The sequence below is a fragment of the Hydrocarboniclastica marina genome (assembly GCF_004851605.1).
In the GTDB taxonomy this organism is placed as follows: domain Bacteria; phylum Pseudomonadota; class Gammaproteobacteria; order Pseudomonadales; family Oleiphilaceae; genus Hydrocarboniclastica; species Hydrocarboniclastica marina.
Map to the genome: position 1 here is coordinate 3,535,839 of NZ_CP031093.1, position 27,000 is coordinate 3,562,838.

21 protein-coding genes are annotated in these 27,000 nt (G+C 58.9%); 12 read left to right on the forward strand and 9 right to left on the reverse strand.

What is annotated here, in order from left to right; genetic code table 11:
• The first annotated feature begins 18 nt into the window (after nucleotides 1–18).
• The 8 genes from trpC to soil367_RS15675 all read left to right on the forward strand — a co-directional run bounded on the left by trpC (nucleotide 19) and on the right by soil367_RS15675 (nucleotide 9,655).
• Nucleotides 19–825, forward strand: coding sequence for an indole-3-glycerol phosphate synthase TrpC (gene trpC / locus soil367_RS15645; RefSeq protein ID WP_136549979.1), 807 nt, complete (start codon nucleotides 19–21; stop codon nucleotides 823–825).
• 96 nt (nucleotides 826–921) lie between these two features.
• A complete protein-coding gene (locus soil367_RS15650) occupies nucleotides 922–2,283 on the forward strand; it encodes an MATE family efflux transporter (RefSeq protein WP_136549980.1) in 1,362 nt (453 codons plus the stop codon).
• Between the two features lie 282 nt (nucleotides 2,284–2,565).
• Complete coding sequence (locus soil367_RS15655; RefSeq protein ID WP_216642734.1) at nucleotides 2,566–4,218, forward strand: IucA/IucC family protein; 1,653 nt, start codon at nucleotides 2,566–2,568, stop codon at nucleotides 4,216–4,218.
• Nucleotides 4,205–6,034 carry an IucA/IucC family protein gene (locus soil367_RS15660; protein WP_136549982.1) on the forward strand — a complete coding sequence of 610 codons (1,830 nt, stop codon included), beginning with the start codon at nucleotides 4,205–4,207 and terminating at the stop codon, nucleotides 6,032–6,034. The genes soil367_RS15655 and soil367_RS15660 overlap by 14 nt, the downstream gene beginning before the upstream one ends.
• Nucleotides 6,018–7,304 (forward strand): AMP-binding protein, encoded by a 1,287-nt coding sequence (locus soil367_RS15665; protein WP_136549983.1) that lies wholly within the window; start codon nucleotides 6,018–6,020, stop codon nucleotides 7,302–7,304. Before soil367_RS15660 ends, soil367_RS15665 begins: the two co-directional genes overlap by 17 nt.
• 125 nt (nucleotides 7,305–7,429) lie before the next feature.
• Nucleotides 7,430–7,729 (forward strand): phosphopantetheine-binding protein, encoded by a 300-nt coding sequence (locus tag soil367_RS18925; RefSeq protein ID WP_216642735.1) that lies wholly within the window; start codon nucleotides 7,430–7,432, stop codon nucleotides 7,727–7,729.
• Complete coding sequence (locus soil367_RS15670; RefSeq protein WP_216642736.1) at nucleotides 7,722–8,732, forward strand: DUF6005 family protein; 1,011 nt, start codon at nucleotides 7,722–7,724, stop codon at nucleotides 8,730–8,732. Before soil367_RS18925 ends, soil367_RS15670 begins: the two co-directional genes overlap by 8 nt.
• 2 nt (nucleotides 8,733–8,734) lie before the next feature.
• Complete coding sequence (locus soil367_RS15675) at nucleotides 8,735–9,655, forward strand: sugar phosphate isomerase/epimerase family protein (protein WP_136549984.1); 921 nt, start codon at nucleotides 8,735–8,737, stop codon at nucleotides 9,653–9,655.
• On the opposite strand, the gene soil367_RS15680 is transcribed toward soil367_RS15675, so the two are convergent.
• The 5 genes from soil367_RS15680 to crp all read right to left on the reverse strand — a co-directional run bounded on the left by soil367_RS15680 (nucleotide 9,645) and on the right by crp (nucleotide 15,351).
• Complete coding sequence (locus tag soil367_RS15680; protein WP_246065361.1) at nucleotides 9,645–11,630, reverse strand: TonB-dependent receptor domain-containing protein; 1,986 nt, start codon at nucleotides 11,628–11,630, stop codon at nucleotides 9,645–9,647. The two genes, soil367_RS15675 and soil367_RS15680, sit on opposite strands and share 11 nt — an antisense overlap.
• Before the next feature lie 83 nt (nucleotides 11,631–11,713).
• The gene (locus soil367_RS15685) at nucleotides 11,714–13,075 is read right to left on the reverse strand and encodes a sensor histidine kinase (protein WP_136549985.1); all 1,362 of its coding nucleotides are present in this window, start codon (nucleotides 13,073–13,075) and stop codon (nucleotides 11,714–11,716) included.
• Nucleotides 13,072–13,773 (reverse strand): response regulator transcription factor, encoded by a 702-nt coding sequence (locus tag soil367_RS15690; RefSeq protein ID WP_136549986.1) that lies wholly within the window; start codon nucleotides 13,771–13,773, stop codon nucleotides 13,072–13,074. The genes soil367_RS15685 and soil367_RS15690 overlap by 4 nt, the downstream gene beginning before the upstream one ends.
• A 91-nt stretch (nucleotides 13,774–13,864) precedes the next feature.
• Nucleotides 13,865–14,479: a glutathione S-transferase family protein gene (locus tag soil367_RS15695; protein WP_136549987.1), complete on the reverse strand. Its 615-nt coding sequence runs from the start codon at nucleotides 14,477–14,479 to the stop codon at nucleotides 13,865–13,867.
• A gap of 230 nt (nucleotides 14,480–14,709) precedes the next feature.
• A complete protein-coding gene (gene crp / locus soil367_RS15700; RefSeq protein ID WP_136549988.1) occupies nucleotides 14,710–15,351 on the reverse strand; it encodes a cAMP-activated global transcriptional regulator CRP in 642 nt (213 codons plus the stop codon).
• 422 nt (nucleotides 15,352–15,773) lie between these two features.
• Between crp and soil367_RS15705 the strand changes: the two genes are divergently transcribed.
• The 3 genes from soil367_RS15705 to soil367_RS15715 all read left to right on the forward strand — a co-directional run bounded on the left by soil367_RS15705 (nucleotide 15,774) and on the right by soil367_RS15715 (nucleotide 18,310).
• Nucleotides 15,774–16,199, forward strand: coding sequence for an OsmC family protein (locus soil367_RS15705; protein ID WP_136550673.1), 426 nt, complete (start codon nucleotides 15,774–15,776; stop codon nucleotides 16,197–16,199).
• 212 nt (nucleotides 16,200–16,411) lie between these two features.
• Complete coding sequence (speD, locus tag soil367_RS15710; protein WP_136549989.1) at nucleotides 16,412–17,206, forward strand: adenosylmethionine decarboxylase; 795 nt, start codon at nucleotides 16,412–16,414, stop codon at nucleotides 17,204–17,206.
• A 255-nt stretch (nucleotides 17,207–17,461) separates the two neighbouring features.
• Nucleotides 17,462–18,310, forward strand: a complete 849-nt coding sequence (locus tag soil367_RS15715) for a pirin family protein (protein WP_136549990.1) — start codon at nucleotides 17,462–17,464, stop codon at nucleotides 18,308–18,310.
• Nucleotides 18,311–18,339: 29 nt separating this feature from the next.
• On the opposite strand, the gene soil367_RS15720 is transcribed toward soil367_RS15715, so the two are convergent.
• Together soil367_RS15720 and soil367_RS15725 are read right to left on the reverse strand one after the other, a co-directional pair.
• Nucleotides 18,340–19,206, reverse strand: a complete 867-nt coding sequence (locus soil367_RS15720; protein ID WP_136549991.1) for a phosphoribulokinase — start codon at nucleotides 19,204–19,206, stop codon at nucleotides 18,340–18,342.
• A 178-nt stretch (nucleotides 19,207–19,384) separates the two neighbouring features.
• Nucleotides 19,385–23,185: a DUF1631 family protein gene (locus tag soil367_RS15725; protein WP_136549992.1), complete on the reverse strand. Its 3,801-nt coding sequence runs from the start codon at nucleotides 23,183–23,185 to the stop codon at nucleotides 19,385–19,387.
• Between the two features lie 155 nt (nucleotides 23,186–23,340).
• Here soil367_RS15725 and soil367_RS15730 point away from each other — a divergent pair, with 155 nt between their 5' ends.
• Nucleotides 23,341–24,411 carry an aminopeptidase gene (locus tag soil367_RS15730; RefSeq protein ID WP_136549993.1) on the forward strand — a complete coding sequence of 357 codons (1,071 nt, stop codon included), beginning with the start codon at nucleotides 23,341–23,343 and terminating at the stop codon, nucleotides 24,409–24,411.
• Between the two features lie 21 nt (nucleotides 24,412–24,432).
• Here soil367_RS15730 and argA read toward each other — a convergent pair whose 3' ends face one another.
• Entirely contained in the window at nucleotides 24,433–25,746 is a 1,314-nt protein-coding gene (gene argA / locus soil367_RS15735; RefSeq protein ID WP_136549994.1) for an amino-acid N-acetyltransferase, read from the reverse strand.
• A 57-nt stretch (nucleotides 25,747–25,803) separates the two neighbouring features.
• Nucleotides 25,804–26,997, reverse strand: a complete 1,194-nt coding sequence (gene argE, locus soil367_RS15740; RefSeq protein ID WP_136549995.1) for an acetylornithine deacetylase — start codon at nucleotides 26,995–26,997, stop codon at nucleotides 25,804–25,806.
• Nucleotides 26,998–27,000: the final 3 nt, after the last annotated feature.

Consider the following 27,000-nt stretch of genomic DNA (forward strand, 5'->3'; position numbering starts at 1 on the left):
ACGGCCAAAGGGAAACGCATGAGCAACAATAATCAGACGCCCACCATTTTGCGCCGTATCGTCGAGCGCAAGTGGGAAGAGATCGACGAGCGGCAGGCCCGGCTCAGCGAAAGCGACCTGCGCGCCCGCGCCGCTGAGCAGCCCCGGCCGAGGGATTTCGTCCATGCGCTGGCCGAGCGCATGGATCGGCGTTGCCCCGCCGTTATTGCTGAAATCAAAAAAGCCTCGCCCAGCAAAGGCGTGCTGCGTGACCCGTTTTCGCCAGCCAACATAGCGGCGGACTATGCTGACGGCGGTGCTGCCTGCCTCTCGGTGCTGACTGACCGCGACTTTTTTCAGGGCAGTGAAGACTACCTGCAGGAAGCGCGCGCCGCGTGCAATCTGCCCGTGCTGCGAAAAGACTTTATGGTGGCGCCTTACCAGATCGTCGAGAGCCGGGCGATAGGCGCGGACGCCATTCTGCTGATTGCGGCCTGCTTGAGCCAGGACCAGCTTCAGGAGCTCGAGGGCGTGGCCCTGGAATTGGGCATGGCGGTACTGGTCGAGGTACATAACGCCCCAGAGCTGGAAGCGGCCCTGACCTTGCGCACACCGTTGATTGGCATCAACAACCGTGACCTCCATACGTTCGATGTTTCATTGGAGACCACGTTCGAGCTCCGCGCAGGCATCTCTTCAGATCGACGGATCATCACCGAGAGTGGCATCGGCACGCGCCAGGACGTGGAGCGCATGCTCGATGACGGCGTTTATGGATTCCTGGTCGGTGAAACGTTCATGCGCGCGCCTGAGCCGGGAAAAGCGCTGCGAGAACTGTTCTTTTGAGCTACGCCCCTCCATTGGATGATGTAATCTCCCACGCTTGTATCGAAAGATAGGAATGATTAGCATTACGCCCTGACTTTAGTTCAGGGGCGGTTCATGACAGCAGTACGTTCAGAAAACCGTATCCTGGACGGCGCGATCGTCCCGACTTTTTTTCACTTCGCGCTGTCATCGGTGGCGGGCCTGCTCGCACTCACCACTGCCAGCCTCGTTGACGGCTATTTTGTCGGCAACTTCGTCGGCGCTGATGCGCTGGCCTCCATCACCCTCCTGATCCCCTATTTCACGCTGCTGTTTGGCGCCGCCCTTATGCTTGCGGTTGGCGGCGTGGTCAGTGCTGGCCGTGCCTTGGGCAAGGGCAAGCCAGAAGAGGCTTCGGCCGATTTCAGTAAAAGCCTGATTGCCACCTGCGTGCTCAGCACTGCCGCGATGGTGCTGTCATTGACCTGGCCGAATACACTCTTCACCGCTCTCGGCGCACCGAAGGCGCTACACCCGCTGATGCTCGAGTATTTTCGAGTTTTCAGCGTGGTGCTTGTCCTGCAACTGGGCTCCATGGTGTTGTACTACTTTGTCCGCCTCGGCGGCAGGCCTGTTCTGGCAACTGCAGGGCTCGTTTGCGGGGCTGCGGGGAACATCCTCCTCGATGCTGTGTTTGTCGGTTACTGGGGCTGGGGTCTGGCGGGTGCGGCCTGCGCAACAGGTGCCGCCCAGCTGCTGCAGTTGGCCGTTCTGCTCATCTACTTTCGGCATCCTGACCGCCAGCTGCGCTTCAGCCTGCGGCAGCGCTCCTGGCGTAGCCTGATTAGCACGGCGTTCAATGGCGTATCAGAATTCATCAACGAGCTCTCCGCCGGACTCGTCATCTTCCTGCTGAACTGGCTGCTTGTAGCCAGACAGGGTGTGGAGGGGGTCGCCGCTTTTACAGTAACGAACTACCTGATATTTTTGAGCCTGATGTTGTTTTACGGCATTGCCGATGCGATCCATTTACTGGTAAGCCAGAACTTCGGTGCGGGTCGCGACGACCGTATTCGACAGTTCCTGAGAGTCGCTGCTCTGGTAGTCCTGCTGCTTGGCTGTTCGCTGGCTGCGATGCTGTTGTTGGGGCGAAATTATCTGGCGGGGCTCTTCCTCGACCCGTCGGACCCCAGCGTGACGGTGCTCGCCGCAGGTTACCTGGCGATCCTCTGGCCGCTGTTCCTCGTCAACGGACTTAACGTCCTGATGTCGGTCTACCTGACCGCCATGCACCAGCCCCTTCCCTCCGCACTTATTGCCCTCTCCCGCAGTCTTGTCCTGCCCGTCCTGATTCTGCTGGCAATTGCCGTTTGGCTGCCCGCCTGGCCTCTTGTTGCAGCAATACCACTGGCCGAGTGGCTTACCTTTGTTTTCGCGCTGCTGCTTGTAAGTCGCTTTCGACCCGGCCGATTGGTGCAGAGGCAGATCGCGGCGTAACAAATGTAAATCCGGTTGTTATTGATAATCGTTCGCATTAGTTTGGTGCTTCGGAGGACGCACTGGTGATTGCCTGGAAGCAGGCCAGTGCCCAAGCACCGGACATGAAGGGACGAACACACCATGACCGCTACTGGCCGATCTAGTGCTGAACACGCTTCTTTTCAGGCCTTTTTCCATTGCTACCTACGGGAAATAGACCCCGGGCAGTGGGCCAGCCCAGGCACCGTCACAACGTTACACAGGTTCAGCGGTAAGACGTGGAGCTTGCGGGGGCCCTCCGTGCTGATTCTGGCGCTGCCCCATCAGAAGCTGGAACTTGGCCTGGAGGTGCTTTATCGCTCCACTGTTGGCCCGCATCACTTCGGTGGGGTGCGGTGTCGGCAAACAGGCAGCCCGGACTGGTGGCCAACTACACCGTTCGCCGCCGTTCAGCTTCTTATCAGCGAGCTCTACAGCGGCCATTCAGAAGCCGACCGGGAACAGACGAAAACCCACGAGCTTGAGTTGCTTTCCCGGTTCAGCGAAAGCTACCGGAATATGACGCGCTACCTCTGCGCTCGCCAGACAGATCCGCTGCTTGGCAGTGACCGCTTTATAGCCTCTGAACAATCACTGCTCTATGGTCATTGGGCGCACCCCACGCCAAAGAGCCGCCAGGGCATGGTTGACTGGGCCCATGACTTTTATGCACCCGAGCTGGGCGGGATGTTTCGGCTGCACTGCTTTAGCGTCGAGCGCAGCATGGTCGCCCAACGCTCAGTCTGCGGACGACCTGCCGAAAGCCTGATCCGGGAGTGCCTGGGCCTGGTCGACTCAGACTCCGGCGCCGTCATGGTGCCGGTTCATCCCCTGCAGGCCAGCTGGCTGATGCATCAGCCCGCTGTGAAGGCAGCGATAGCGGATGGCCGCATACGTGACTGCGGCCTGCTCGGTCCCGAGTTTACCGCCACCTCATCCGTTCGCACTCTATATCATCCCGACCTGCCCTGGATGCTCAAGTTCTCGATCCCGGTCAAGGTTACCAACTCGCTCCGCGTCAACAAATTCAGCGAACTGGAGGCGGGCGCGACCATGGCCAGGTTGCTCCTGCGCACCGGATTCAGCCGCGCCCACCCAGGGTTCCAGGTTATCAACGACCCGGCCTACCTCACCGTGCGACTACCGGGTCAGTGCGAGAGTGGCTTCGAAGTGATACTGCGCGAAAACCCTTTTGTCGCAGGCCACGATAATGGAATCCATAGCCTTGCGGCGCTGACCCAGGGGCCACTGCCCCACCAACTCTCGCGCCTACACAACCTGATTCAGGGGTTGGCCCTGGCTGAAGGTCGCCCCTCGGCGGCGGTCTGCCGAGACTGGTTCCACCATTACTTCGACTGTGCGATAGAACCCGCGATCGCTCTGCTGGATGAGCATGGCATAGCTCTGGAGGCGCATCAGCAGAACAGTCTCCTGGATGTATCGGCAGGGTATCCGCGAACCTATTTTTATCGGGACAACCAGGGCTTCTACCTTTCGCCGTCGTACCGAGACCATCTGGTCGCGCTGGATCCGGCCATTGCGCACCTGGGCGAGCTTTTTTATGACGACGACATGATCCAGGACCGGTTTGGCTACTACCTGCTGTTCAACCAGCTCTTCGCCGTGATCCACCGGCTCGGTGCCGACGGCCTGATTGATGAATATGCGCTACTGGATATAACTCGCGACCGCCTGCAGAAGATACGCCGTTCCCTTACGGGCGCCGGACGCCAGTTCGCAGCCGCTGTACTCGACAGGCCGCGACTGGCCTACAAGGGTAATCTGCTCACGCGGATACAGGATGTTGATGAGCTACAGGCTGAGCTTGAGATGGCTGTTTACACGTCGATCGAAAACCCATTGGCGCTGAAGACCGGCCGATCGTTGCGGGAGACCGGCTATGAAGTGGCCTGATGCGTTGGCCTCATCCGAGCGCCTGAATCCTGGCGCTCGGATACTGCGCCAGTTAATCGAAGCCCTGCTGTCTGAAGGCCTGCTGATACCGTTACGTCATCTGGTTGGGACCCGGTGGCAGATACTGGAGTTCGACATCGGCGCGACCCGGTACAGTTGTCGCGCCCGTGTTGGTGGATTTGGCCGGATAAGGCTCGAGCCTGGGTCGCTTCGCGCGGTCCCTGCCCCAACCGAGGGGACTGGTGCTGCACAGCAGTGGCAGCAAATACTTGCGACAGTCGCGCCAGCTTTAGAGCTGGGCCGCCTACAGCACGAGCTGCAGCAGACACTGATGCTCTGCCAGTGGAACCAGCGTTTTCTCGGCGTGCAGCGGCCCAGGCGGACCTGCAGTTACAGTACGCTTGAGTCCGCGCTGGATGAAGGTCACCCCTACCATCCCTGCTTCAAGGCCAGAAGCGGATTCAGCCTCAGCGATCACCGTAACTTCGGTCCCGAGTGCGGCCAGACCTTTTCATTGGTCTGGGTTGCAGTGAGACGGGATCACCTGCGGCAAACACTACCAAGGGCTGAAGCGGAATTCTGGCAACGCGAGTTGGGCGAAGAGCATTGGTTCCGCCTGAGAGCAGGTTTCAACCGGCTGGGCCTGGACTGGGCTGAACATGCCGTGCTTCCGGTCCACCCCTGGCAGTGGCAGAAGCTCTCTGACGGTCCGCTGGCTGCGGCGGTTGATCACGGCGTTCACTACCTGGGCTGTTTCGGTGACCGCTTCCGGGCGACGCAGTCATTACGCACCCTGTTCAATGTCAGCAGACCTGACGCCAGCGCCGTCAAGCTGCCGATGGATTTGATCAACACCTCTTCGCCACGCACGCTCGCGCCGCACTCCGTCGTCACTGCCCCAGCACTGTCGGTCTGGCTCAAGCGTATCACCGCCGCTGATGCTTTCTTTGCCTCCCAGGCCAGGCTGGTAATACTCGCGGAGTATGCCGGCATGATTTTCCAGCCCGAGCCTGACTCGGCACTCCGTCACCTCGATGGACATCTAGGCGCACTTTGGCGCGAGAACCCCGAAAGCTTTCTGCTGCCTGGTGAGCGCGCAACGCCCTTAAATGCCGTTATGGCAACGGAGTCTGATGGTCGTCCGTTCATCAACGACTGGATACACAACCACGGGCTGCAGCGCTGGCTCGACCAGTTTCTCCACTGTGCCGTACTGCCGGTCTGGCATCTGCTGGCAGCGCACGGTATCGCGCTGGAGGCTCACGCCCAGAACATGGTTCTTTTTCACCGGGACGGTTGGCCTACTGCCGTGGCCCTGCGTGATTTTCACGAGAGCGTCGAGTACGTCGACGACTTTCTTGCACGGCCAGATGAGTGCCCCGACTTTGGTGCAATCGATCCAGTCTATCGTAATGCAGCTGCCGATCGATTTTTCCGCATGTCATCGGTTGAAGCGTTGCGGGAACTGGTCATGGACAGCCTTTTCGTTTTCAACCTGGCAGAGCTGGCCAACCTCCTCGACAGCTCTTATGGATTGCCGGAAGACACGTTCTGGCGTGTTGTGCGCAAACTGCTCGACGATTATGCGCGCCGGGGCTACGCCACTAGCCACCGTCTCGCCCGTATCGGCCACGAGGCGAATACCGTCCGTAGCGAGGCCCTATTCGCCCGCAAGCTCATGCCCGACGAGGGCCGGGAACTCCACCACATAGTCCCCAACGCTCTCGTAACGCGAGAACGCCCTGCAGAGACGAGCGCCCGCGTAAAACACCTTCATCCTACTCCCGGGAGACCCGAGCATGCTCTACGTCAATGATCATTTCGTTAGCCAGGCAGAACACCAGCAAAGCTACTCCGACTTTGCCAGGCATCCCTTGCTCGCAAACTGCCGTGGTATGCGATTCGCGATATGCCTGGACGATCCGGCCCGATGGATCTCGTTATGCCTCTACCTGCGAGATCATGGCGCCTCCGTATTCCCCATCCATCCCACTACGCCGCGCGATGCTGCCGAGCGGCTGGCGCGCCGGGCCCGCTGCCACGTCTTTTTTTTCGGCGCGATTTCGGCACCATCCGTAGCTGGCTCCGCCGCCGCAGAGGATAGCCAGGTGTTGGACAGGCGAGCGCTCGACACCGAGGCGGTTCTGGTTCAGATGAGTTCAGGCACAACGGGCGCGCCGAAATGCATCGAGCGCTCCTGGGCCGCCATCGGGACAGAGATAGACAGCTATATCATGAGCTTCAACGTTGCCGCCGAGATGACCCCGGTCGTCGCATGCCCGACATCCCATTCCTACGGGCTGATCTGCGGCGTTCTGGTGGCTCTGACACGGGGGCAGGCTCCCGTCATCGTAACCAACATGAACCCGCGCTATCTGCTGCGACGACTCTCTGAGTGCAAGCGTCCCCTGCTCTATGCGGCACCCGCGCTCCTGAACACGCTGATGAGACTGCTGCCGGAAAACCAGCGGTTCCACGCCGTAATGACCTCGGGCGCACCCATGAACCGTGGCGCTTTTGAGGCGCTCAAGCGCAAAGCCGATCATGTCTTTCAGCAGTATGGCTGCTCCGAAGCCGGATGCGTGGCGCTAAATACAAAATCAGATGCCGCCAACGCAATGGGGCGTCCCCTACCCCACGTGGCCGTCGTCGCCGGCGAAAACGCCGATACGCCCGCAGAGATTCGCGTTGAGGTGGGACAACAAACCATCCTCACCCGCGACCTGGGCTACCTCGACGAATGCGGGGTTCTGTGCTTTGTGGCACGACTGGACGACACCATTAATGTCGCAGGGATAAACGTCTATCCCGGTGAGATTGAGGACATCATGCTCGAATATCCCGATATCGACGACGCCGTGGCCTACAAGAAAACCGACCCCTACGCCGGCGAGCGGGTGTGCCTGAAGTTCACTGCGTCCGTCGACGTTGACATTGCACTGCTGCGCGCCTGGTGCACGACTCAGCTTTCCCCCTATCAGATCCCGGTAGAGCTGATCCAGGTGACCCGCATCCCCCGCTCAGGCAACGGCAAGACCAACCGTCGACAACTGGTCGAGGACCCAACGCCTGCAATGGTGGAGTAGTCCTGCACCGGTGGAATAGTCCTGTACCGCTGGAGTAGTCCTGCAACGGTGGAGTAGTCCTGCAACGGTGCTGTAGACCCCACGCGCGCCCAACCGTCAGCCTCTGCAATTAACGGGAAACTGAAATGACGCAAGATGAATTAATGACCAGTCTCTACAGAGCACTGCGCGACAATCTGAAATGGCCGCACCTTGCCGCGTTCAGCGCCGACGCCCGGCTGAATGAAGACCTTTACCTCGACTCCATCCTCATACTGCAACTGCTCTTGCACCTCGAGCTGGAACAGGGCATCCAGATAGCTGATGACGCCCTGGTGGCCGGCGATTTTCAAACCGTTGCCGAGCTCGCCCAGGCGCTCTGCAACAGCTCAAAAGGGTCATCCGCGCCAGCTGCGATTGATAGTCGGGCGGGCGTCCATGATTAAAGTCCATTGTTTTGTCAGCTGCGTTTGTGAAGTGATCAAGCGCACACCGGGCGTCGACCACCGGCCGTTCTATTTTGGTGTCTGGGATGCAGACTTTGCGGTAAGCCCGCAGTACGTTCTCTCCTACCACTCCGAGCACACGCGGCATGAGTTGTTCAGGACCTGGTATCACCAGCTTTACGGCATCGAAATCTGCCAGTGGTATGACCACAGTCGCAGCAAAACCGAAAACATCGACCATCTGCTGAGGTTAATGGCCGAACGGCCCCCGGGCCGGAAGATCATGGTCATGCTGGACATGTACTGGTTGCCCGAACGGGAAAACAAGTTCAACCAGAACCCGTTTCCCCATTATGTGATGCTCGAGACCACCGAAGATCCCGGCACCTGGTTCATGTACGACCCGGATTTCCGCTGGGAGGGGCCGTTGCCGCGGGAGCAGATTCTTGCCGCCATTGCACAACCTACGGTCGCCGGCGGCTATTTTTTCGACGACGTGGACATCTGCCACAGCACTTCCGACACAGTAGCGGCGTACTTCTCCACGTGCATGAAGCTCAACCAGAATCCGTTCAACGCGGCCATTCGCGCCGTTGTCCACGCTCACCTGGAGCAGACACTGGAGCTACCCCTCGCCCATCTGGAAACGGCTCTGCGTGAGATCCCGGTACTGGCGATACGCAAGTACGCCTATGAACACGGGTTTGCGTTTTTCTGTCACGCCCTGGGTTACTCCGAGGCGGCATTCGAGCATTGGTGCGATGAGATCGAGAAGCTGGTCAAGACTTACACGCTGGTGCACTACCGCGCCCTCAAGCTGGCGCGGACGGGCGATCCGGCTCTTGCCGAAGAGGTTTTCGGTCTGCTGGACGCTCAGGACGTTATCGAATTCCGACTCAAGCGGGACCTTCAGAACCTGTTCGAGCAGTGGCGCCCGGGCTCGGCGGGGACAACAGCTATCGCGACCATAGGTGATCGGTCGCCTGCCAGGGAGGGCGCCTGAACGTGGATATATCCTTGTGCACCATATCCTTCCGCCACCACCTGACCTCGATCGAAAGCATTGCAGGGTGGGCGTCCCGCAACCGGTTTCAAGGCATTGAACTGTGGGGTGTCCACGCCCTGAATCTGGCTACCGAGGCGCAGTACGGTGCGGAATGGCTGAACCAGTACAGGTTGCGCGCCAGTATGCTCAGCGATTACCTGCCTCTGGACGGCGACGAAACGCTGGCCTTATCCAGAACACGCACACTGGCGCAGCTGGCAACGCGTTGGGGCGCTCCTCAGTTGCGTACTTTCGCCGGCCAACGCAGCAGTGCTGCCACGCCCGCGCCGCTTCGCCGCCAATGGGTGCGCCGCCTGCGACGACTGTGTGAAGAACTACAGGAACAGGATTTGCTATTGCTGGTCGAGACCCATCCGGGCACTCTTGCAGATACCGCCAATTCCACCCGACAGCTGCTCGAAGAGGTTGACCACCCGGCGCTGCGAATCAATTTCGATGTTCTGCATGTATGGGAAGCCGGAGACGATCCGATAAGCGTTCTGGCTGAGCTACAGCCCTGGGTGGCGCACTTTCACCTGAAAAACATCACCCGCCGCGATCAGTTGGACGTCTTTGCGCCCGGCAATGTCTATGCGCCTGCGGGTACCCGGGAGGGAATGGTACCGTTGATGCAGGGCGCATTCGGCTACTCCGAATTTCTGCCCCTGATCGTGAATCAGCGCCGCGTCGGAGCGTCACTGGAATGGTTTGGCAATGATGTCCAGCCTGTGCTTGCGCAGGACCTGGCGCAAATCAGGCAACTGCAGTCTACCGGTCGGAGCTCTCTCGGACAGCGCGATGTGGGACAGCGTTATGCCGCTCAAAGCTCGCGGCAAGCTAGAAGTAGCCGCCGCGAGCCAACGCCTGGGGTCAGAATCTGACCGCCAGGCCCAGGCGAATGTCGCGCCCTGCTTCAGGCAGGCCGACTATACCCTCGTAGTCATCTATCGGCTCAAAGTCCTCGTTGCTGGCGTGGTCGAGATACTGCTTATCCAAAAGGTTGCGTATCGTCAGCGTCAGCACCAGGTCCTCGGTGCCGGTCGGCTGCCATTGGCCGTAGAGATCGTGAACTCCATAACCCGGCTTATCGATCTCGCCAACCGAAGTGTCCAGATCATCAATGCCGGTTACAAAGCGCCCGGCCCAGCCTGCTGCCAGGTCCTCACTGAATGCATAGTTCAGGTCAGCGACCCAGGTATCACCGATGCTCGTACCGATACCGTTGTGCTCGTAGGTATTGAGCGCCTCACCATCAAGTTCGGCCTCGTTACGGTGGTAGGTCAGACCCGCCCGAAGCTTTTTCCATTGATGGGCCACTGCCAGCAAGATTCCGCGGGATTCAAGCTCGCCCAGATTCTCGTAACGGGTGGGGCCGAACAAGGGGTCGCCGATAACGTCATCTATACGGGTCAGATAGACTTTGCCCGAAAGCGACCAACCAGCGTTGTCGTAGTTGAAACCCACCTCGTGATTACGCGCGCGCTCGGCTTCCAGGTCGGGGTCATTCTGCGAGCCCTCGAGCTTAAAAGCGTCGTGAACGGTCGGCCCTCGCAGGGCTTCGGCATAGGAGGCATTAACGCTGAACTCCCGGGTGAACTCGTAGGTTGCTCCCAGGTTCGGACTGAAGCCTTCATCATCGAATGATACGCCACTGTTATCTTCAAGCTGGTAGTCGTCATAGCGCAGCCCGGCGGTAACGAGCAGCTTGTCGGTCACCTGGAAATCATCCTGAACGTAGATACCATGGACCTTGGCTGACTCTTCTTCGGCATCAGGGTCTTCGTCATAGCCGGCGTTTACCTGATCTTTTCGATAGTCGACGCCGTAGACCAGTTCATGATCACCGGCGCGGCTGGTGTTGCGGATGTCAAAGCCGTAGCTCTCAACCTCGCCATAGTAGAGTCCCCAACGGTCCTCAACGTCCTGTTCCAGGTTGGTATTGGTGTGATACAGCGTCAACCCCAGGTTGACCAGCTTGTTCTGGGCCGGCACGAAGTCATAGTTGACTGTATAGGTGTGGCGCTCGCCCTCCAGCGGATAGACGGGGTTGAAGCTGCTGCGCACCCACTGGGGTCTTTGCGCTCGCTCGCCTTCATCCTTACGCGCGTCGAAACTCAGGCTGACCCGTTGGTCGGCCGGAAGTTGACCCACGACCTTTGCGAAGCCAATCCGCTGGCGACTTTCGGTGCCGGGCAGCTCATTACCGTCGCCGTCTTCTATCGAGTCGTGATCGGTCTGGCTCAACGAAGCCATCGCGCTCCAGTCATCGGTCAGACGGCCGAACAGCGTGGTATTGGCTTTGTAGCCTTCACTGTTACTGAAATATCCAAGTTTAGTGAGAACACCAAAGTCCTCGCCCGGGCGCAGCAGATCTTCCGGGTCCTTGGTTTCGAAGCGAATTGCTCCGCCAAGTGCCCCCGGGCCCGACGTCGCCCGCCCGGCACCATCCTGAACCTCTACCTGTTTGAGCAGTTCCGGCTCAATTGCCAGACGGCCAATGTGGTGAAAGATACTGCCTGCCTGACTGGCGCCGTCAATCGTTACGTTGAGCAGGCGGTCTTCAACGCCACGGACATACACTTTTTGCGCTATCCCGACTGAGCCACCTACGGTTACTGTTGGCTGCTGCCGGAACACATCCTCAAGGTCAGTCGCCTGGAGTCGTTCGATCGTTTGTGCATCGACAACGTGGTCAGCCTCGATTTCAGCGGCGCCGACGACCTGTAGCGGCTGCATTACCACCGCCCGTTCCTGGATAGCGCCGCCTGGCTGCTGTGCAAAGACGGCGGGGGCATTGCCCGCGATGACGATCAATAAAAACCCGGCTCGAAAAGGCAAAGTACGACTCGCGTTCACGGCAACCTCTCTAATAGTAATTAAACACATTTGCGGTTAATTCTTATTTAGAAAGTGCTCAATGTGAACAATCTTTACAATTGTTACAGCTGGCCGTCGGTTACCCGGTGCCGAACCAGCGTGATAACCATCCGAAGCCCGCCGCCGGGTCTGTTCTCAGCATGAATGCTGCCCTGTAACGACTCAATCTGACGGCGTGCAAGCGCCAAGCCCAGGCCGAAGCCTGTCGATAGACCGTTAGGGGTGTCCCCGTGGCGGAAGAAGGGCCTGAATATCGCTTCGAGGTGGGGCTCGGGAACGCCCGGCCCCTGGTCACAGACAGTAATAGTGAACCCTCGCAGGGTCTGCCGGAGCGCGATACGCAGTTCTGCCCCCGTTGGTTGATGGCTCAGCCCATTCCGCACCACGTTCTCGATGGCCTGGCCCAGGATCCGGTGGTTGCTGTTGTAGAGGAGCGCCTGATCAGGCAAGTCAACACTGAGTCCGTGTTGCGGAAATTCAAAGCGCGCGTCATCAACGATACTGTCGAGGAGTTCGGTGAGGTCGACGCATTCCGTATCAAGCCGCGGCTGCTCATTCTCCAGCCATGCCAGCGTCAGCGTGTCCTCAACGAGTCGCCTCATGACGCGACAGTCTCTGCGTACCCGAGCCAGCAGGTCATCGGTAAAAAGTCCCTGATCCGCGCAGTCAACCGCAGTGTCAATGCGGGCCAGGGGTGTTCTCAGCTCATGGGACAGGTCGGCAATCAGGTGGCGCTGGGCGCGGATAAGCTGTGCGATACGGTCAGCCATGCGGTCGAAGGTGCCGGCGAGGGCGGTAAGCTCATCGTCACGCGCCCCTGCCAGCGAACCAACCCGTATGTCGAGCCGCCCTTCGCTGAACTGCCTAGTTGCGACTTCCAGTTTTCGAAGCGGAGACATCAGGTATTGGTAGAGCATAAAGGCGAGCAGGCCCAGCAACAGCAGCGGCACCACCACCTGGAGCAGCACGCTGGCCTGCTGCCAGTAGGCACCCGGGCGCATACGCTGAGGCAGGGTAATCAGGAAATGCGTATGACCGTCGGCGAAGGTCACGTCCATTATGGGGTTCTGTTCGAAGTAAAGATGAATCTTCCAGCCCACGTTGCGACCCAGCCTGAACCCCTCGCGGAACTGCTGGGACAGTGTGCTCCCGGCCATCGGTTGGACCTGGGACCGGACTACCGCTGCCCAGGTTTTCTCCTTCTGCTGAAGCGCATCGAGCCAGCGCTCAAGCTCGGCCATTTCTCCGGCCGTATATAGCGTTTCTGCCTTTGCGGCGTATTCGACCAGGGTCGCCTGATGCTCTGGGGCGACAAAACTCATTTGCTGCTCGGTATGCAGTGCCAGTCCGTTGACCACCCAGAATAAAGCCACTGCCCCAGCAGCGACTGAGCCGCAGAGCTTCCACAGCAGGGGCCGACTCATACGAAGCTGTAGCCTTTCCCATGCAAGGTCTGCAGCCTGCCAGCGGCCATGCCTGCGGCTGTCAGTTTCCGCCTGACACGGCTGACATGCATATCCAGACTACGATCATGACAGCTGAAATCGCGCTCCAGCACCAGCTGGTAGAGGCAGGGTTTGCTGACCGGCTCGCCGGCATGCAGCGCCAGCATCCAGAGTAGCCTGAACTGAACCGGCGTCAGCTCCACAGGCGTTCCGGCAAAATGGACGGTCTGCCTGCGTCGGTCGAGTATCAGACCATCAAGCCGCAGTTCACAGGCATCAGCAGTGGGTGGTTGCCAGCCCATGCTCCTGCGCAAGACAGCCTCCATTCGCAGCAGTAGCTCGGTAAAGCTGAAGGGTTTGGCCACGTAGTCATCGGCGCCTCCGCTGAACCCCTGGATCCGTTCCTCTTCTGCCCCGCAGGCGCTTAGGATCATCACAGGTGTCTGACAAGTCCGGCGTAACTGCTTCAGCACCGAGAAGCCATCCATCCGGGGCAGGAGAACGTCCAGAAGTATGAGATCGAAGCGCTGGTTGAGTGCCGTAAGAAGCCCTCGCTCGCCTTCGAAGCACTGGCGGATGCGGTAACCTTGAGCCTGGAGAAGCGCGCCAAGCTGGTTGTTCAGCTCAGGATCGTCCTCAACGATGAGAACCCGGGCACGATGGGGGCTGACTGACATGATGGGGTTCCGATAATCGATCCCAGCGGGCCGTCCCGGCCTCGCCTGATGAGAACGATTATCAGTAATGACTCGAAAGCAGTCAACTGTCCTACGCTCGCGCAGACGGCCGCGCGCTGATGCGTTCGTGCCAGGCTTTCAGATGAACCTGATCCCCGGCGATGGCTAGCGCATTCACCTTGTTGAAGTCCACCGTGCAGAGAGCGTTGATGTCAGCAATGCTGAAGCTGTCACCAACAAGATACTCTTTGCCTTCCAGCTGACTGTTCAGAAAGCCGAAGAATTTCTCTGCCTGGGTTCGACACTCGGCGCCCCACTCGGGGAAGCACTTCATGCGGTCCTTGAAATAACCGCTGCCATGCTGGAAGGCCATACCTGTGGGAATAAAAAAATAGAAGTCGAGCCAGCGGACCCATTGCTCGATCAGCGCTTTTTCCTGCGGCGTTCTTCCCATCAGCGGCTGCTCAGGATGCAGCTCTTCAAAATAGCGGCATATTGCCTGGGTCTCGGCAATACAGGTGCCATCGTCCAGCTCCAGCACCGGTACCTTCTTCATCGGGTTTCGGGCCTTGAACTCGGGGGTCAGGTTCTCGCCCTTCTGCAGGTCAAGCTGGACGAATTCAACTTCGGAACTCAACCCCTTCTCTGCCAGATACATGCGTACGCGACGGGGATTGGGCGCTTGCCTCATTTCGTAGATTTTCATGCTCACCTCGTGAATTGCTCTTGCGAATCAGCCCGCGACTGAGTGCAGACATCGAATACTGACGAGAGGAGCGAGGCGCCCCTCATCGGCGTGCAGTACGGGAATGAGCCTGCCCCGCCAGGTGGCGGGCGTCAAGCAGAGTTGCGAAAGAGAGTTGCAAAGGAGCGTTGCGAAGGAGAGACGCCAATCAGAGATCGGGCGCGCGCTGCGCCCAAACTGGAGTAGTGCTTTCAGCGGGTACCGTAAACAACCATGGTCTTGCCTTTGACCTGAACCAGTCCCTGCTCTTCAAGGGTCTTCAGGACGCGGCCCACCATTTCCCGCGAACAACCGACAATTCTGCCGATTTCCTGGCGCGTAATCTTGATCTGCATGCCGTCAGGATGAGTCATGGCGTCCGGCTCCTTGCACAGGTCCAGCAGGGTTCTGGCGACACGACCGGTAACGTCGAGAAAAGCGAGGTCACCTACTTTACGCGTGGTCTGCCGCAAACGAGTCGCCATCTGCTCGCCGATGAAATAGAGCACGCGGGGATCCTGCAGGGCGATTTCGCGAAACTTGGTGTAGCTTATTTCTGCGACTTCGCATTCCGTCTTTGCTTTTACCCAGGCGCTGCGCGAATCCAGGTTATCGAACAGTCCCATTTCGCCGAAAAAATCGCCTGCATTCAGGTAAGCCATGATCATTTCCCGGCCGTCATCGTCTTCGATAATGACCGTCACGGAACCTTTTACGATATAGAAGAGGGAGTCGCTCTTGTCGCCCGCGTAAATAATCGTACTCTTTGCAGGGTATCGGCGCCGGTGACATTGGGAAAGAAAGTAGTCCAAGTGTTTGGTCTTCTGCTCTACAGGTCTTACGATGCTATTCATACAGACTTTTTCCTATCTCCTCTGGCGCGTAGCCGGGGAAGGTTATTGTTGGCCAGGGCAGTCGTAATTGCTGAATCCTGAGGTCGGACACGACCTCCGCCAGCCGGTAAGCGGCTACATCAGGCGCCGGAAAACTCTTTTGTATGCTCACGATAGTGAATCGGAAAATTTTTCCTGAGCTTTACGATACTTTAACCTGCTCGCTTAACCAAGAAGGTTCCTACCATTCGTCACTGTTAAGGTCACGATTGTGACATCCCAGGATGGAACTATTCCCGTGAATCACACTCACCCCAACTCAACTACAGCAGTATAGACCAGCTACGCAGCCTGTGCGGGAACCGCCACTAAAGGCTGTGTTATCCTAGCCGCCGTAAGAAAGCACCGCCCGTCCAGATGAAAAAGAGGAAGATCACGTGGCAATGAACGTCAGCATCCGCTGGGCCGGGGAGGCCTGTTTCAAAGGGACCAGCGGTGCCGGGAATGAGGTCACCATGGACGGGCCGCCCGACCACGGCGGCAAGGACCAGGGGCCGCGCCCGATGGAGATGCTTCTTTTGGGGCTGGGCGGTTGTGCTTCATTCGACGTCACCAGCATTCTGCAGAAAGCACGTCAGGATATAACCGGCTGTGTGGCTGAGATCGAGGCAGAGCGCGCCGATGCGGTTCCTGCCGTCTTCACCCGTATTCATATTCACTTCGTCATCAGCGGTAATGATCTGAAGGAGAAACAGGTGCGGCGCGCTGTGGAGCTTTCGGCCGAAAAATACTGTTCGGCCTCCATCATGTTCAGCAAGGCCGGTGTAGAAGTTAGCCACGACTTTGAAATCAGGAGCAGTTCTGATTGAGTATGAGCGTCGGAAGCGGCCCGGGCGGCCGGAAAAAGTAAAGCCCGGGCATTTTCAACCGCAGGGTGAAACGGCATAATACGCACCCTTCCGCCGGTCTGCGCACTTCGGGTTATTCACGAAAAGCATCGGTGGTGGCCCTGGCAGAGCCATATTGTCCTTTATGGGCGTGGACCTGTAGACATTTATCTCCTGTTTCGGAGGGGCTGGTGATGGAAACCAAACTGCAACTGCACGGTTTCAATAACCTGACGAAGTCGTTGAGCTTCAACATTTACGACATCTGTTATGCGCAGACGGAAGAGCAACGTGCCGCCTACATCGACTATATCGATGAAATGTACAATGCGGAGCGCCTCACACAGATCCTGACAGATGTCGTCAAGATTATCGGTGCCAACGTGCTGAACATTGCCCGTCAGGACTACGAGCCCCACGGTGCCAGCGTTACCATGCTGATCGCCGAGCATGAATTGGCCCCCGAGGATTACATCACTACCGAAGAATCACCAGGCCCGTTGCCAGACGCCATAATCGGGCATCTGGACAAAAGTCATGTCACGGTTCACACCTATCCTGAGAGCCACCCGTACGAAGGCATCAGTACGTTTCGGGCCGACATTGACGTGTCTACCTGTGGTCTGATCTCTCCGCTGAAAGTGCTCAACTATCTGATCCACAGTTTCGATTCGGATATCCTTACCGTTGATTACCGTGTGCGCGGTTTTACCCGCGACGTCGACGGTACCAAGCACTACATCGACCACGACATCAGCTCGATCCAGAATTACCTGAGCGAAGACACCCGTGCGGCTTACCAGATGACTGATGTCAACGTCTACCAGGACAACATGTTCCATACCAAGATGATCCTGAAGGACTTCAAACTGGATAACTATGTCTTTGGTGTCAATGCCGAGGATCTGCCCGAAGAAGAGGCCCGTCAGATTCACGACCGGCTACAGAAAGAGATGCTTGAGATCTTTTACTCCCGTAACTTGCCCTGAAGAGAGCAAGTCGTCGCCACGCCAGCCCGGGATCGGGCTGCAGGCACCGCAAGCCCCTCGCTACTTTGCAATGGAAGAACCATCACCTGGGTTCCGCATACAGAGCCGCTGCCGTCAGGCTGCGACCGACCTATTAACAGGCTCGAACAAACCCTTCGCTTTTATCCGCTTTAATTGATTGCCCCGCCACGGTAAAAAGAACTCAGCCTCACAGACGTCACTGCGTCGACGGCGCCACAGCAAGCGGGGGGACTTATGACACAACGGTCAATCAGTAACATCATCCCAGCCAGGGCTACCAGCGATGGTGCCGGCGTTAAACTCAAGCGTTCCCTGGGTCAGTCCGCCCATTCGCGGGTCGACCCTTTCCTGATGCTGGACGAATTCTATTCCGACGACCCCGCGGACTACCTGGCCGGTTTTCCCAGTCATCCCCACCGCGGTTTCGAGACAGTGACATACATGCTGGAAGGCCACATGCTCCACGAGGACCACCTGGGCAATCGCGGCGACCTTCGCTCGGGCGGTGTTCAGTGGATGACCGCCGGACGGGGCATCGTTCACTCGGAGATGCCGCAGCAGGACCAGGGGGTCATGAGAGGCTTCCAGCTTTGGATCAATCTCCCCGCCGCTCAGAAAATGAAGGACGCCAGCTATCGGGATATTCAGTCCGAAGACATTCCGGTTACCCGACTTGCAGGCGGCGGGCGTGCCAAGGTGATTGCCGGAGAACTGGAACTGCCGGATAAAACTTTAACCGGCGCGGTGCTAGGCGGTGATGTTGAGCCCCTTTATGTTGACCTCACGCTAAATCCGGGCGAGCAGTTTGATTGCAGGCTGCCCGCAGCGCACCAGGGCTTTATCTACATTTACGACGGCGACGTGAGTGTCGGTACCGATGCGCTGGGAGCGGGCAATGCGGGCGTGCTATCCGGGGGCGAAGCATTGCTGGTCACGGCAGGCGGTGTCGGCGCAGGCCTGCTGCTGTTGGCAGCCAGGCCGATCGATGAACCGATCGTGCAGTACGGACCCTTTGTAATGAATACGCGCGAAGAAATCGAAGAGGCGCTGCAGGACTTTCGCAGCGGCCGCCTGACCACCTGAAGCCAGCCTTTCCCCAGCGCCAGACGGGATCAGGCGTATCGCTTGCGCTGCATCATCTCCAGTACAGCGGGTCGGACGATCAGGTCCATGGCCAGGGGGAACTTGGTCCCTGGCACGACAATGGTGTCGTGCCGGGACATGAAGCTCTGGGGAATCATCTGGATCAGCCGGGGAAAGTCCACGCCGGGATAATCCTGGAAGTGGATGACTATCATGCTCTCGTCGTCAGTGGGCACATCCCGGACCGTGAAAGGGTTAGACGTATCCACCAACGGCACCCGCTGGAAATTAATGTGGGTGCGGGAAAACTGAGGCACGATGTCGCGCACATAGTCATCCATCCGGTTGATGATCGTCTGCACAACAGCTTCTTCCCGATAACCCCGACTATTGGTGTCCCGGTAGATTTTCTGGATCCACTCCAGGTTGACGATAGGTGTCACCCCTATGAGCAGGTCGACGTGGCGTGGCACATCAAATTGCTCGGTCACAACGCCACCGTGCAGACCCTCGTAAAACAGCAGATCCGTCTCAGTCGGCAGCGAACGCCAGGGCGTGAAATCGCCCGGTGTGTGGCCCGCCCGGATCAGCGCAAGATCATCATCATGAACATACTCGCGGAACTGCCCGGTTCCGGTACTGCCATAATCCTGGAACAGCGCCTCCAGCTTGTCGATATGGTTCGCAGTCATGGAAAAATGGTTGCGCTCGCCATACTGGCCTTTCGCCGCGAGACGTGTCATCTGGGCGCGGGTGTATCGGTGAAAGCTGTCGCCGCTGACCATCGCCGCACGGAGGTTCTCGCCGGCGAAGATTTTGCCGAAGACCGTACCTGTGGTGGTCGTGCCGGCACCGGATGAGCCGGTTACAGCGATGATGGGATAACGTTTGGACATAGGCGCTTCTGAGAATGGATCGGTTCAGGGCGCATTCTGGCATGCTCTTGCCCCAGGGTCATCCTCGGCCCAGCGCGCGCATCACATGTTCGGCGCGTTCCTGAGCGACCCCGTCACCTGCTGTAGTCGTCTGCCCTGGTTCCGTTCGCGACAAACACAACCAGACCCCGGGCCTTTGTCAATCCTCGAACGAAACGGGCCGTTCTATGGCGCCGCCCTGGGCATAGTCCATCCCCATTTCCACCAACAGATCCACCGCAGCACGGTCTTCAACCTGGCCGGCGATAATTTCCCGACCGAGAAAATGGGTCATGTCGATCATGGAGCGGACCAATGCCTGGTCGTTTCTGTCCTGCAGCAACTCAAGGATAAACGAGCCGTCGATTTTCACCCGGGCGACCGGGAGCTGCTTCAGCAGGTCGTAAGACTCACTGCGTCCATAGAACTGGCTCAAACAGAAATGACACCCAAGCTCACTCATTTCGGCCATGAACGAGGCCGTATTTTCAGGGTGGGCCCGCGCAGCTGCCTCGGTAATTTCAAACCAGAGGTGCTCGATGGGCGCATCTTTCTGGCTCATCGTTTCGAAGATAACTTCCAGCAGGGCAGCATCGGCCAAAGAGGACGCCGACAGGCTGACGCCGAGACTGCCGAGATCTTCCAGCTTCTTCGGATGACATGACATCCAGTCAAGCAAATGCCCGATCAGCCAGCGGTCCACGGTCTGAATCCGGCTGTGGCGTTCAGCTATTCGCGAGAACTCAGACCCGTGTATCAGCTGACCCGACTCGTCATACATGCTGTACAACACCTGATGCTGCACGCCCAGGCGGGTCTCACCATGAAGCGGAAGAATCTTCTGCGACCGCAGGAGAATCCGCTCTCGGGCCAGGTCTTCAACGCTGGTAAATTTGGCTATCAATTTTTCGTCGCGAGGGTTCTCTACCTCAACAGGTGCATGCCAGAGCACAGCCTCACGACCGTCTTTCCGGCACCGCACCAGGCCATCCTCTACACTGGCAAGCCACTGCTCGGCCGACGCCAGCCCCGGCTGATCCACTGCGATGCCCGCATTGGCCGAGAGCCGATAGTCCTGCCCGGCAAAGTGCAACGGCAACGTCTTGACCACCCCGATCAGGCCATTCACTTGCTGATCAACGTCCTCCGCGGTCAGCAGGAAACCGAATCGCGGGCCACCCAGGCGCGCCAGATGACTGTTCTCGGGAACATGAGTCCCGAGCAGTTCGGCCACACGACGCAGTGCCTCATCCCCGGACTCGAACCCGGCGGTATCGCTCAGCTCACGCAGGTATTGCAGCTCCAGTACCACCAGCGCCTTCTGGGCCGGCTGCTCCCGAGGATCTACAACTGCCGCGATCGCCAGGTGCTCGCCCAGACAACGTTCGAACTCACGACGGGTGTTGAGACCTGTCAATTCGTCGCGGGTACTGGCCAGCGAAGCTTGCTCGTAGACCTGCCGCACCATTCGGTCGATACTCTCATCGACGATCGGCCGCTCGAAGTCAGGGTCGTGAACGACAATGCCTTTCTGCAAATGGTCGGCCATTTTGACCAGATCGAATTCAACCAGCTTCATGCCCTGATGATTGACGAACACGAACCGCGACCCATCCCGGCCCATCCAGACCAATCGCATGTAGCTCGGGTTTTCGGGGTCTTCCTGATATTTCATCCAATCGCCGAGCTTCAGCTCCCGGGCCCGGTTTATCCAGCGCTGCAGGCTCTTGCGCCGCCTGTCACCCATCCCGGCAGGGTCTGCGGCTTTGGCCACCGCGGGCATTTTTATCAGCTCGGAGGCAGGAGAATCACGCCCGGTCAGGAAGTGCTTCAGGCCCTCCCGGATCTGCGCAGCGGGCTTCTGGTTGCTGGAGATGGAGGCCAGCCCTTCCTGGATTATCCGCAACAACTCACGCAGATCCACGGGCATGGTCGGGTCTCGTGAGAACGCCATAAGCGTGTCGACGACCAGCAGGTAGCTCTGCCAGGCGCTGCTGTCCGGCCCCTGGCGAACATGGGTCAGCGTCAGCAAATCCCGCCATCCCTCATTGAGTAGTGTTACCAGTGCTCGCGGTACGGGCTGATCTCCGACAAGCCGCTCCAGCGCCTGACCGACCGCACTGCGCGCGTCTTCAACTTTCTGTGCCCCTTCGGCGGCGGCAGTGACGCGCTCCACGTTTCGACGGTAGGCAAGGTTCTGCCGGGCCACCAGTTCGTCCAGCTCAGTCAGCGCTTCGTCGAAAACTCCCGGATCGCTGGCATAACCGGTGTTGATCTTCTCAATGATACCCTCGACGCGCCGCTGCAATACAGGGTTGGGCCTGCCTCCGCGCGGGCCCAACTGCGCGATTCGGTTGAGGACGCCTCGCACGGCGTTGTCATCATCATCAAATGCTCCTTTTCCCTGCAGCGCCGCCTGGAGCACGGGAATGCCCAGCTGATGCAGCTGCGCACGGGAGGTTTCGCTCAGCCTCGGGCTCTGCTCCACACTCATCAGAAACTGATCAACGACGTCCAGTGTTTCTTCCTGCTCGGGCGCCAGCCGTCGGGCTTCCAGCGCCGCCATGCGCGCTTCCACACGGGCCCGCAAAGACTTCATCTCGCCAGCGACTATTTCCGTCCGCTCCTGGGCAGACACCGCAATCGCGCCCAACTCGTGGTGAAACTCGTCGTTGCTCAGTGGTATCGCTGTTGAATCGGTGAGAGATGAGGCCGCGCCCTCCGGGCTACGGCCGTTCTTCAGAGTGGAAAGGAGACGCCGCACAGTCGCAAACGCGGACACCGCCGTCTCATTGCTTTGTCTGAACGCTGCATCGGCCGGCTTGCGCCGGCTGCGGCCCGGCTCCGGATCCTGTTTTGCAACAGCTCCGTCAACCTTATCCCGGGCATTTCCAGGCACGGCTTGCAAGGCCGGCTGTGATGCCGCAAGCCTGGGTTTTTCAGTTGGCGCGGCGTTGGCTTTCCCAGGGTTCTGCTCGCTGAGAAACTTGCTGAGGTCCAGGTCCGGCAAAATGCCATGACGGATAAAAATCTGATTCAAAGCGGTATAGAGCGGCTCCAGGTTCTTTACGACCTCTTGCTCAAAAACACGAAAGGCGATTTTGTCGACAGCACGGGAGAAGCCCAGGTTCTCCTGGGCCTGGCGAAACGCGTCGCACACCAGGATGGGCCCGAGCGGGTTCTGATGGCCGGAGTTGATGCCGACATTGGCTTTAGCCAGCCGCATCTTGAGCTGGAGCAATGGGCCCCGGAACTGGGTCTCTGCCTTGCTGACCATTACGCGCAGGAGTAGCCAGTCCTCGAAGACACCTTTATCAACGAGATCAAGCTTCGACTTGCTCTGCTCACCCTGCTCAGGACGTGCCTGGGGTGTTTCGATCGCCCGATTCATGGTCTGCCAGAACGGCCGCTGGTATTTCGGCAGCGCCATCGCAGCATCCATCAGCTCCTGGGCCAGTTGATCGTTGACCTGCTGTGCTGACGCCTGCAGTTGGCGGTCGACTTCCTTGAACCACTCCGCGACCAGGGGCTCAACAAACTGGGCGGTCGCACGGGTGCACTGCCTCAATATGAAGCCGCCTTGCTCCGGCCCTTTCGGGGAAGGCTGAAATGAACCTGAGCCGGCGAGGCACTGGCTGAGAAGAGCCTCGATTGCCTGGGGGTTCGACTGCGTGAACTCGACACCCATTGCGCCGTCGATACGTCGGACCGGTCGGGCCTGGAGGCTGAACTCCTTGCGGGCATCCGGTTCGAAAAAACGTACACTGACCAGCGGTGAACTCCGCGCAAACAACGGCTGGATTCGGCCCGCAACGTCGCTGGAGTACCGCAAAAAAAGACCCTCGGCACAGAAGTCAGCTATCTCGCACGGCCACTCGCCCTCACCGATTTGCAATATCGCGTCGAGCCTGATGGGACGCCGAACGCTATTGCGCCGGTCAACCGTTTTACCTGATACCACGTTGATACCTTCGTTCTAGCTAATCGCCGGAGAAACTGTTGAGTACGGTCCAGGCGTTTCGGGATGAGTTATCATCACGTGAACACCCACTATGACCAGGCCTGCGGTACTTGAGCGTGCGTCTGCCTGAGTTTCCCGCCCCCTATTGGCCAACCATGTTTTCTAAATATCTTGTAATTATACTAGCCGGTTTTTTTGTTCTCGCCTGTTCTGGCTGCAGTTCCATTTATTACTATTCGCAGGCCGCTGGCGGCCAGCTCTCGCTGTTACAGCAGCGTTCCGCGGTCAACACGCTCATCGACGACCCATCTACGTCCGCAGAGCTTCGCGCGGCTTTACTGAGGGTGGAAGCCATCCGTACGTTCGCGGGTGAAGCGCTGGCCCTGCCGGTAGGTGATACCTACTCAAGCTATGTCGACCTCGAGCGGGAAGCCGTGGTCTGGAACCTCCTCGTTGCGCCGGTGGATTCACTTGAACTCAAGGCTTGGTGCTACCCCACAGTGGGCTGCCAGACCTACCGGGGCTATTTCAGCCGGAAGGGCGCAGAAGCAGCCGCCCAGCGCTTTGCGCCCGAGCAGTGGGATGTCTGGATCGCGGGTATTCCGGCCTACTCAAGCCTGGGCTGGTTTGAGGACCCCCTGCTGAGCACCTTCATTTTTTGGCCTGAGGATCAGCTCGCAGCGCTTTTATTCCATGAGCTTAGTCATAAACTGGTCTATGTTGCCGGCGACACTGTTTTCAACGAAAGCTACGCCACCGCCGTGGAGTTGGAGGGGCTGCTGAGGTATCTGAATGCGTCCGGGCAGACTACGCTGATTGCAGATGCTTTGGCGCGACAGGACATGGCGCAGGAGTTCACCGAGATGGTCATGAGTAGCGCAGACGCGCTACAGCAGCTCTACCGCGAACCGGACCTGCCGCACTCGGCACTGGTGGCGCAAAAAGAGCGGCTTATTGCAGAGCTGCGAGCGCGCTACGATAAACAGAGGCACGATTGGCTGAAACCGAACGCCTACCGGGCTTTTTTTGACGATGGGCTCAACAATGCGCGTATTGCCAGCGTCGGCACCTACAACCGTTGGGTTCCAGCATTCAGAAGATTACTGGCTGAAAAGCATGGCGACTTTGCAGCGTTTCACCGCACCGTAGGCGAACTTGCACGCATGGAGGGCGCACAGAGGACACAGCGTCTGGAGCAGCTGCAATCTGCAGCGTTCTCCCGCTAGTGCACTCGGTTTCGCCACCTGCTACAGAGGTTTGATGAAGATCTTCGAGTTCCGCTGCCGGTTATACTGGGCTTGCCGGGCGGCGGGTAGCTCGGCAACCTGTGCGGGTTCAAAGCCTCTCTCACGAAACCAGTGCTCAGCCTGGGTCGTAAGCACGAACAACCGTTCCAGGCCCTGCGCCCGGGCGACGCGCTCGATCATGGCGAGAACCTGATCGCCCCGGCCAAAACGCCTATATTGGCCGCTGACGGCGAAGCATGCCAACTCACCGATTCCTTCTTCTGCGTAGGGGTAAAGCGCCGCGCAGCCAATGATCGTGCCATCTCGCTCGTCGACGACAAACCGGTCAACTTCGGTTTCCAGCAACTCCCGAGGGCGCCGCACGAGCACGCCCGCGGCCTCCAGCGGCTGGATAAGTTCCTGGATACCGCCAATATCTTCCGCCCGTGCCGGGCGCACCTCTTCGTAGGGATCGTCAGTGACCAGCGTGCCCGACCCATCCCGGGTGAATAACTCTTCCAGCAGCGCGCCCTCGTCTTCATAACTGATGATATGGGCGCGCCGAACCCCACGGGAGCACGCATCACAAGCAGCCTGTAGCGCTTCGGCCTGAGCTGGACTCAGATCGGCGCCATTCAGCAAACCGCGTGCTTCCCGTACCCTGAGCTCCCGGATCAGGGCTCCCGCCTCATCCATGATGCCGACGCTGGACGCGAACATAATCAGCTTTTCCGCCCTCAGCGCAGCCGCCGTCTGGCTGGCAACATCCTCATAGGCAAGATTAAAAACGTCCCCTGTTGGCGAGTAGCCCAGTGGCGGCAGGATAACGATGTTGCCGCCATCCAGCAGCGCCTCCAGGCCGTCACTGTCCACACGGCGCACACGGCCGGTGTAGCCCAGGTCGGTGCCATCGAGCACGCCCAGGGGTTTCGCCGTAATGAGGTTGCCGCTGACCACGCGCATCCGTGCTCCGTGCATGGGCGAGTTTATGAGCCCCATGGACAGCCGGCGCTCCAGGGACGCACGCAACCGGCCGACCGCTTCCATCACCAATGGCAGGTGGGCCTCGGGTGTAACCCGCAAGCCGTTCTCATGCAGGTGCGTTTCGGCGCCGGCCTCCTCAAGCCGCCGCTCGATTTGAGGACGCGCTCCGAACACCAGCACTAACCGTGTACCCAGGCTCGCGAGCAGGGTGATGTCGTGGATGATATGAGTGAGATTCGGGTGTTCCAGCACTTCTCCACCCAGGGTCAGCACCAGCGTGCGGCCCCGATGGGCATTGATGTAGGGCGCAGAATGCCGAAACCAGTAAAGCCAGTTGTGGGGGTCAGTCACCAATCAGTCTCCAGGGGTGCAGCTCAACAGCCTATGGTTCAGGTGCCGTTTATGGCGTTATTCAGCTCTATCGTCGGCGGGCGATCGTGGCAGCTCCCCGTCAATACAGCAGCGCTTGATCAGTTGGGTGAGCACATCGATTGCCGGCTGTAACTGATCAAGGGCCAAAAACTCGTCCGGCTGGTGGGCCTGGTCAATGGAACCGGGGCCCATAATCAGCGTTTCAAGGCCCAACTGCTGCAGAAAAGGCGCCTCGGTCGCAAAGGCGACGGACTCAGCTGCATGCCCGGTCAGCTCCTCGCAGAGCTTGACCAACTGGGCATTGGCTGGCGTCTCAAACGGGGGCACGCCATCGAACAACGGCTCAAAGGTCATGCCCAGCTCGCGTGCTCGTATCAGGGGGGCCACGCGTCGATGGATGCTATCGCGCAGCTCGTCAATTTTCATGCCTGGCAGGGGCCGTAAATCGAAATGCAGCTCACAGGCCGCGCAGATGCGGTTGGGGCTGTCTCCGCCATGAATATGGCCCAGGTTCAGCGTCGGGAACTCCACGTTAAAACCTGGGTGCCGATACTGCTGCTGCCACTCTGAGCGCAAGGTCAGCAATTCGCTCAGCACCGCGTGCATGCCTTCCATAGCGTTGCGGCCCAGCGAGGGATCCGATGAATGGCCCGACTGGCCCCGCAAGGCGAGACGCTCCATCATAATGCCTTTGTGCATACGGACCGGTCGTAACTCTGTCGGCTCGCCGATAACAGCAAAGCGTCCCTCCGGCCGGCCGGCATCGACCAGCGCCTGGGCGCCACTCATGGAGCTTTCTTCGTCTGCGGTTGCCAGCACAATGAGCGGACGTTGCAGATCATCGGCCCGCAGATCCCTCACCGCCTCGAGTACCAGGCCGAAAAAACCCTTCATGTCACAGGTGCCCAGCCCGTAGAGGCGCCCGTCCCTTTCAGTCAGCGTAAACGGATCGCTCTGCCAGCGCTTGTCATCAAAAGGCACCGTATCGGTATGGCCTGATAGCACGAGCCCGCCAGCGCCTGTGCCCAATGTAGCGATCAGATTGTACTTCCCCGGACGATCCGGCACAGCCATGACCTCTGTGACAAAACCAAGCGAGGCCAGCCAGCCCTCCAGGAGCATAACAACCGGCTCGTTGCTCTGGTCCCAGCTAGCACTGGCGCTGCTTATAGAGGGCAGTGCAATCAACTGCGAGAATGAGGTTCTAAGATCAGGCACTGTCACTTTCACGGC

Excerpts from the sequence above, each read along its gene's own strand:
- trpC (WP_136549979.1), top strand. The coding sequence starts at position 19 with ATGAGCAACAATAATCAGACGCCCACCATTTTGCGCCGTATCGTCGAG.
- soil367_RS15650 (WP_136549980.1), top strand. The coding sequence starts at position 922 with ATGACAGCAGTACGTTCAGAAAACCGTATCCTGGACGGCGCGATCGTC.
- soil367_RS15660 (WP_136549982.1), top strand. The coding sequence starts at position 4,205 with ATGAAGTGGCCTGATGCGTTGGCCTCATCCGAGCGCCTGAATCCTGGC.
- soil367_RS15665 (WP_136549983.1), top strand. The coding sequence starts at position 6,018 with ATGCTCTACGTCAATGATCATTTCGTTAGCCAGGCAGAACACCAGCAA.
- soil367_RS18925 (WP_216642735.1), top strand. The coding sequence starts at position 7,430 with ATGACGCAAGATGAATTAATGACCAGTCTCTACAGAGCACTGCGCGAC.
- soil367_RS15670 (WP_216642736.1), top strand. The coding sequence starts at position 7,722 with ATGATTAAAGTCCATTGTTTTGTCAGCTGCGTTTGTGAAGTGATCAAG.
- soil367_RS15685 (WP_136549985.1), bottom strand. The coding sequence starts at position 13,075 with ATGAGTCGGCCCCTGCTGTGGAAGCTCTGCGGCTCAGTCGCTGCTGGG.
- soil367_RS15690 (WP_136549986.1), bottom strand. The coding sequence starts at position 13,773 with ATGTCAGTCAGCCCCCATCGTGCCCGGGTTCTCATCGTTGAGGACGAT.
- soil367_RS15695 (WP_136549987.1), bottom strand. The coding sequence starts at position 14,479 with ATGAAAATCTACGAAATGAGGCAAGCGCCCAATCCCCGTCGCGTACGC.
- crp (WP_136549988.1), bottom strand. The coding sequence starts at position 15,351 with ATGAATAGCATCGTAAGACCTGTAGAGCAGAAGACCAAACACTTGGAC.
- soil367_RS15705 (WP_136550673.1), top strand. The coding sequence starts at position 15,774 with ATGAACGTCAGCATCCGCTGGGCCGGGGAGGCCTGTTTCAAAGGGACC.
- speD (WP_136549989.1), top strand. The coding sequence starts at position 16,412 with ATGGAAACCAAACTGCAACTGCACGGTTTCAATAACCTGACGAAGTCG.
- soil367_RS15715 (WP_136549990.1), top strand. The coding sequence starts at position 17,462 with ATGACACAACGGTCAATCAGTAACATCATCCCAGCCAGGGCTACCAGC.
- soil367_RS15720 (WP_136549991.1), bottom strand. The coding sequence starts at position 19,206 with ATGTCCAAACGTTATCCCATCATCGCTGTAACCGGCTCATCCGGTGCC.
- soil367_RS15730 (WP_136549993.1), top strand. The coding sequence starts at position 23,341 with ATGTTTTCTAAATATCTTGTAATTATACTAGCCGGTTTTTTTGTTCTC.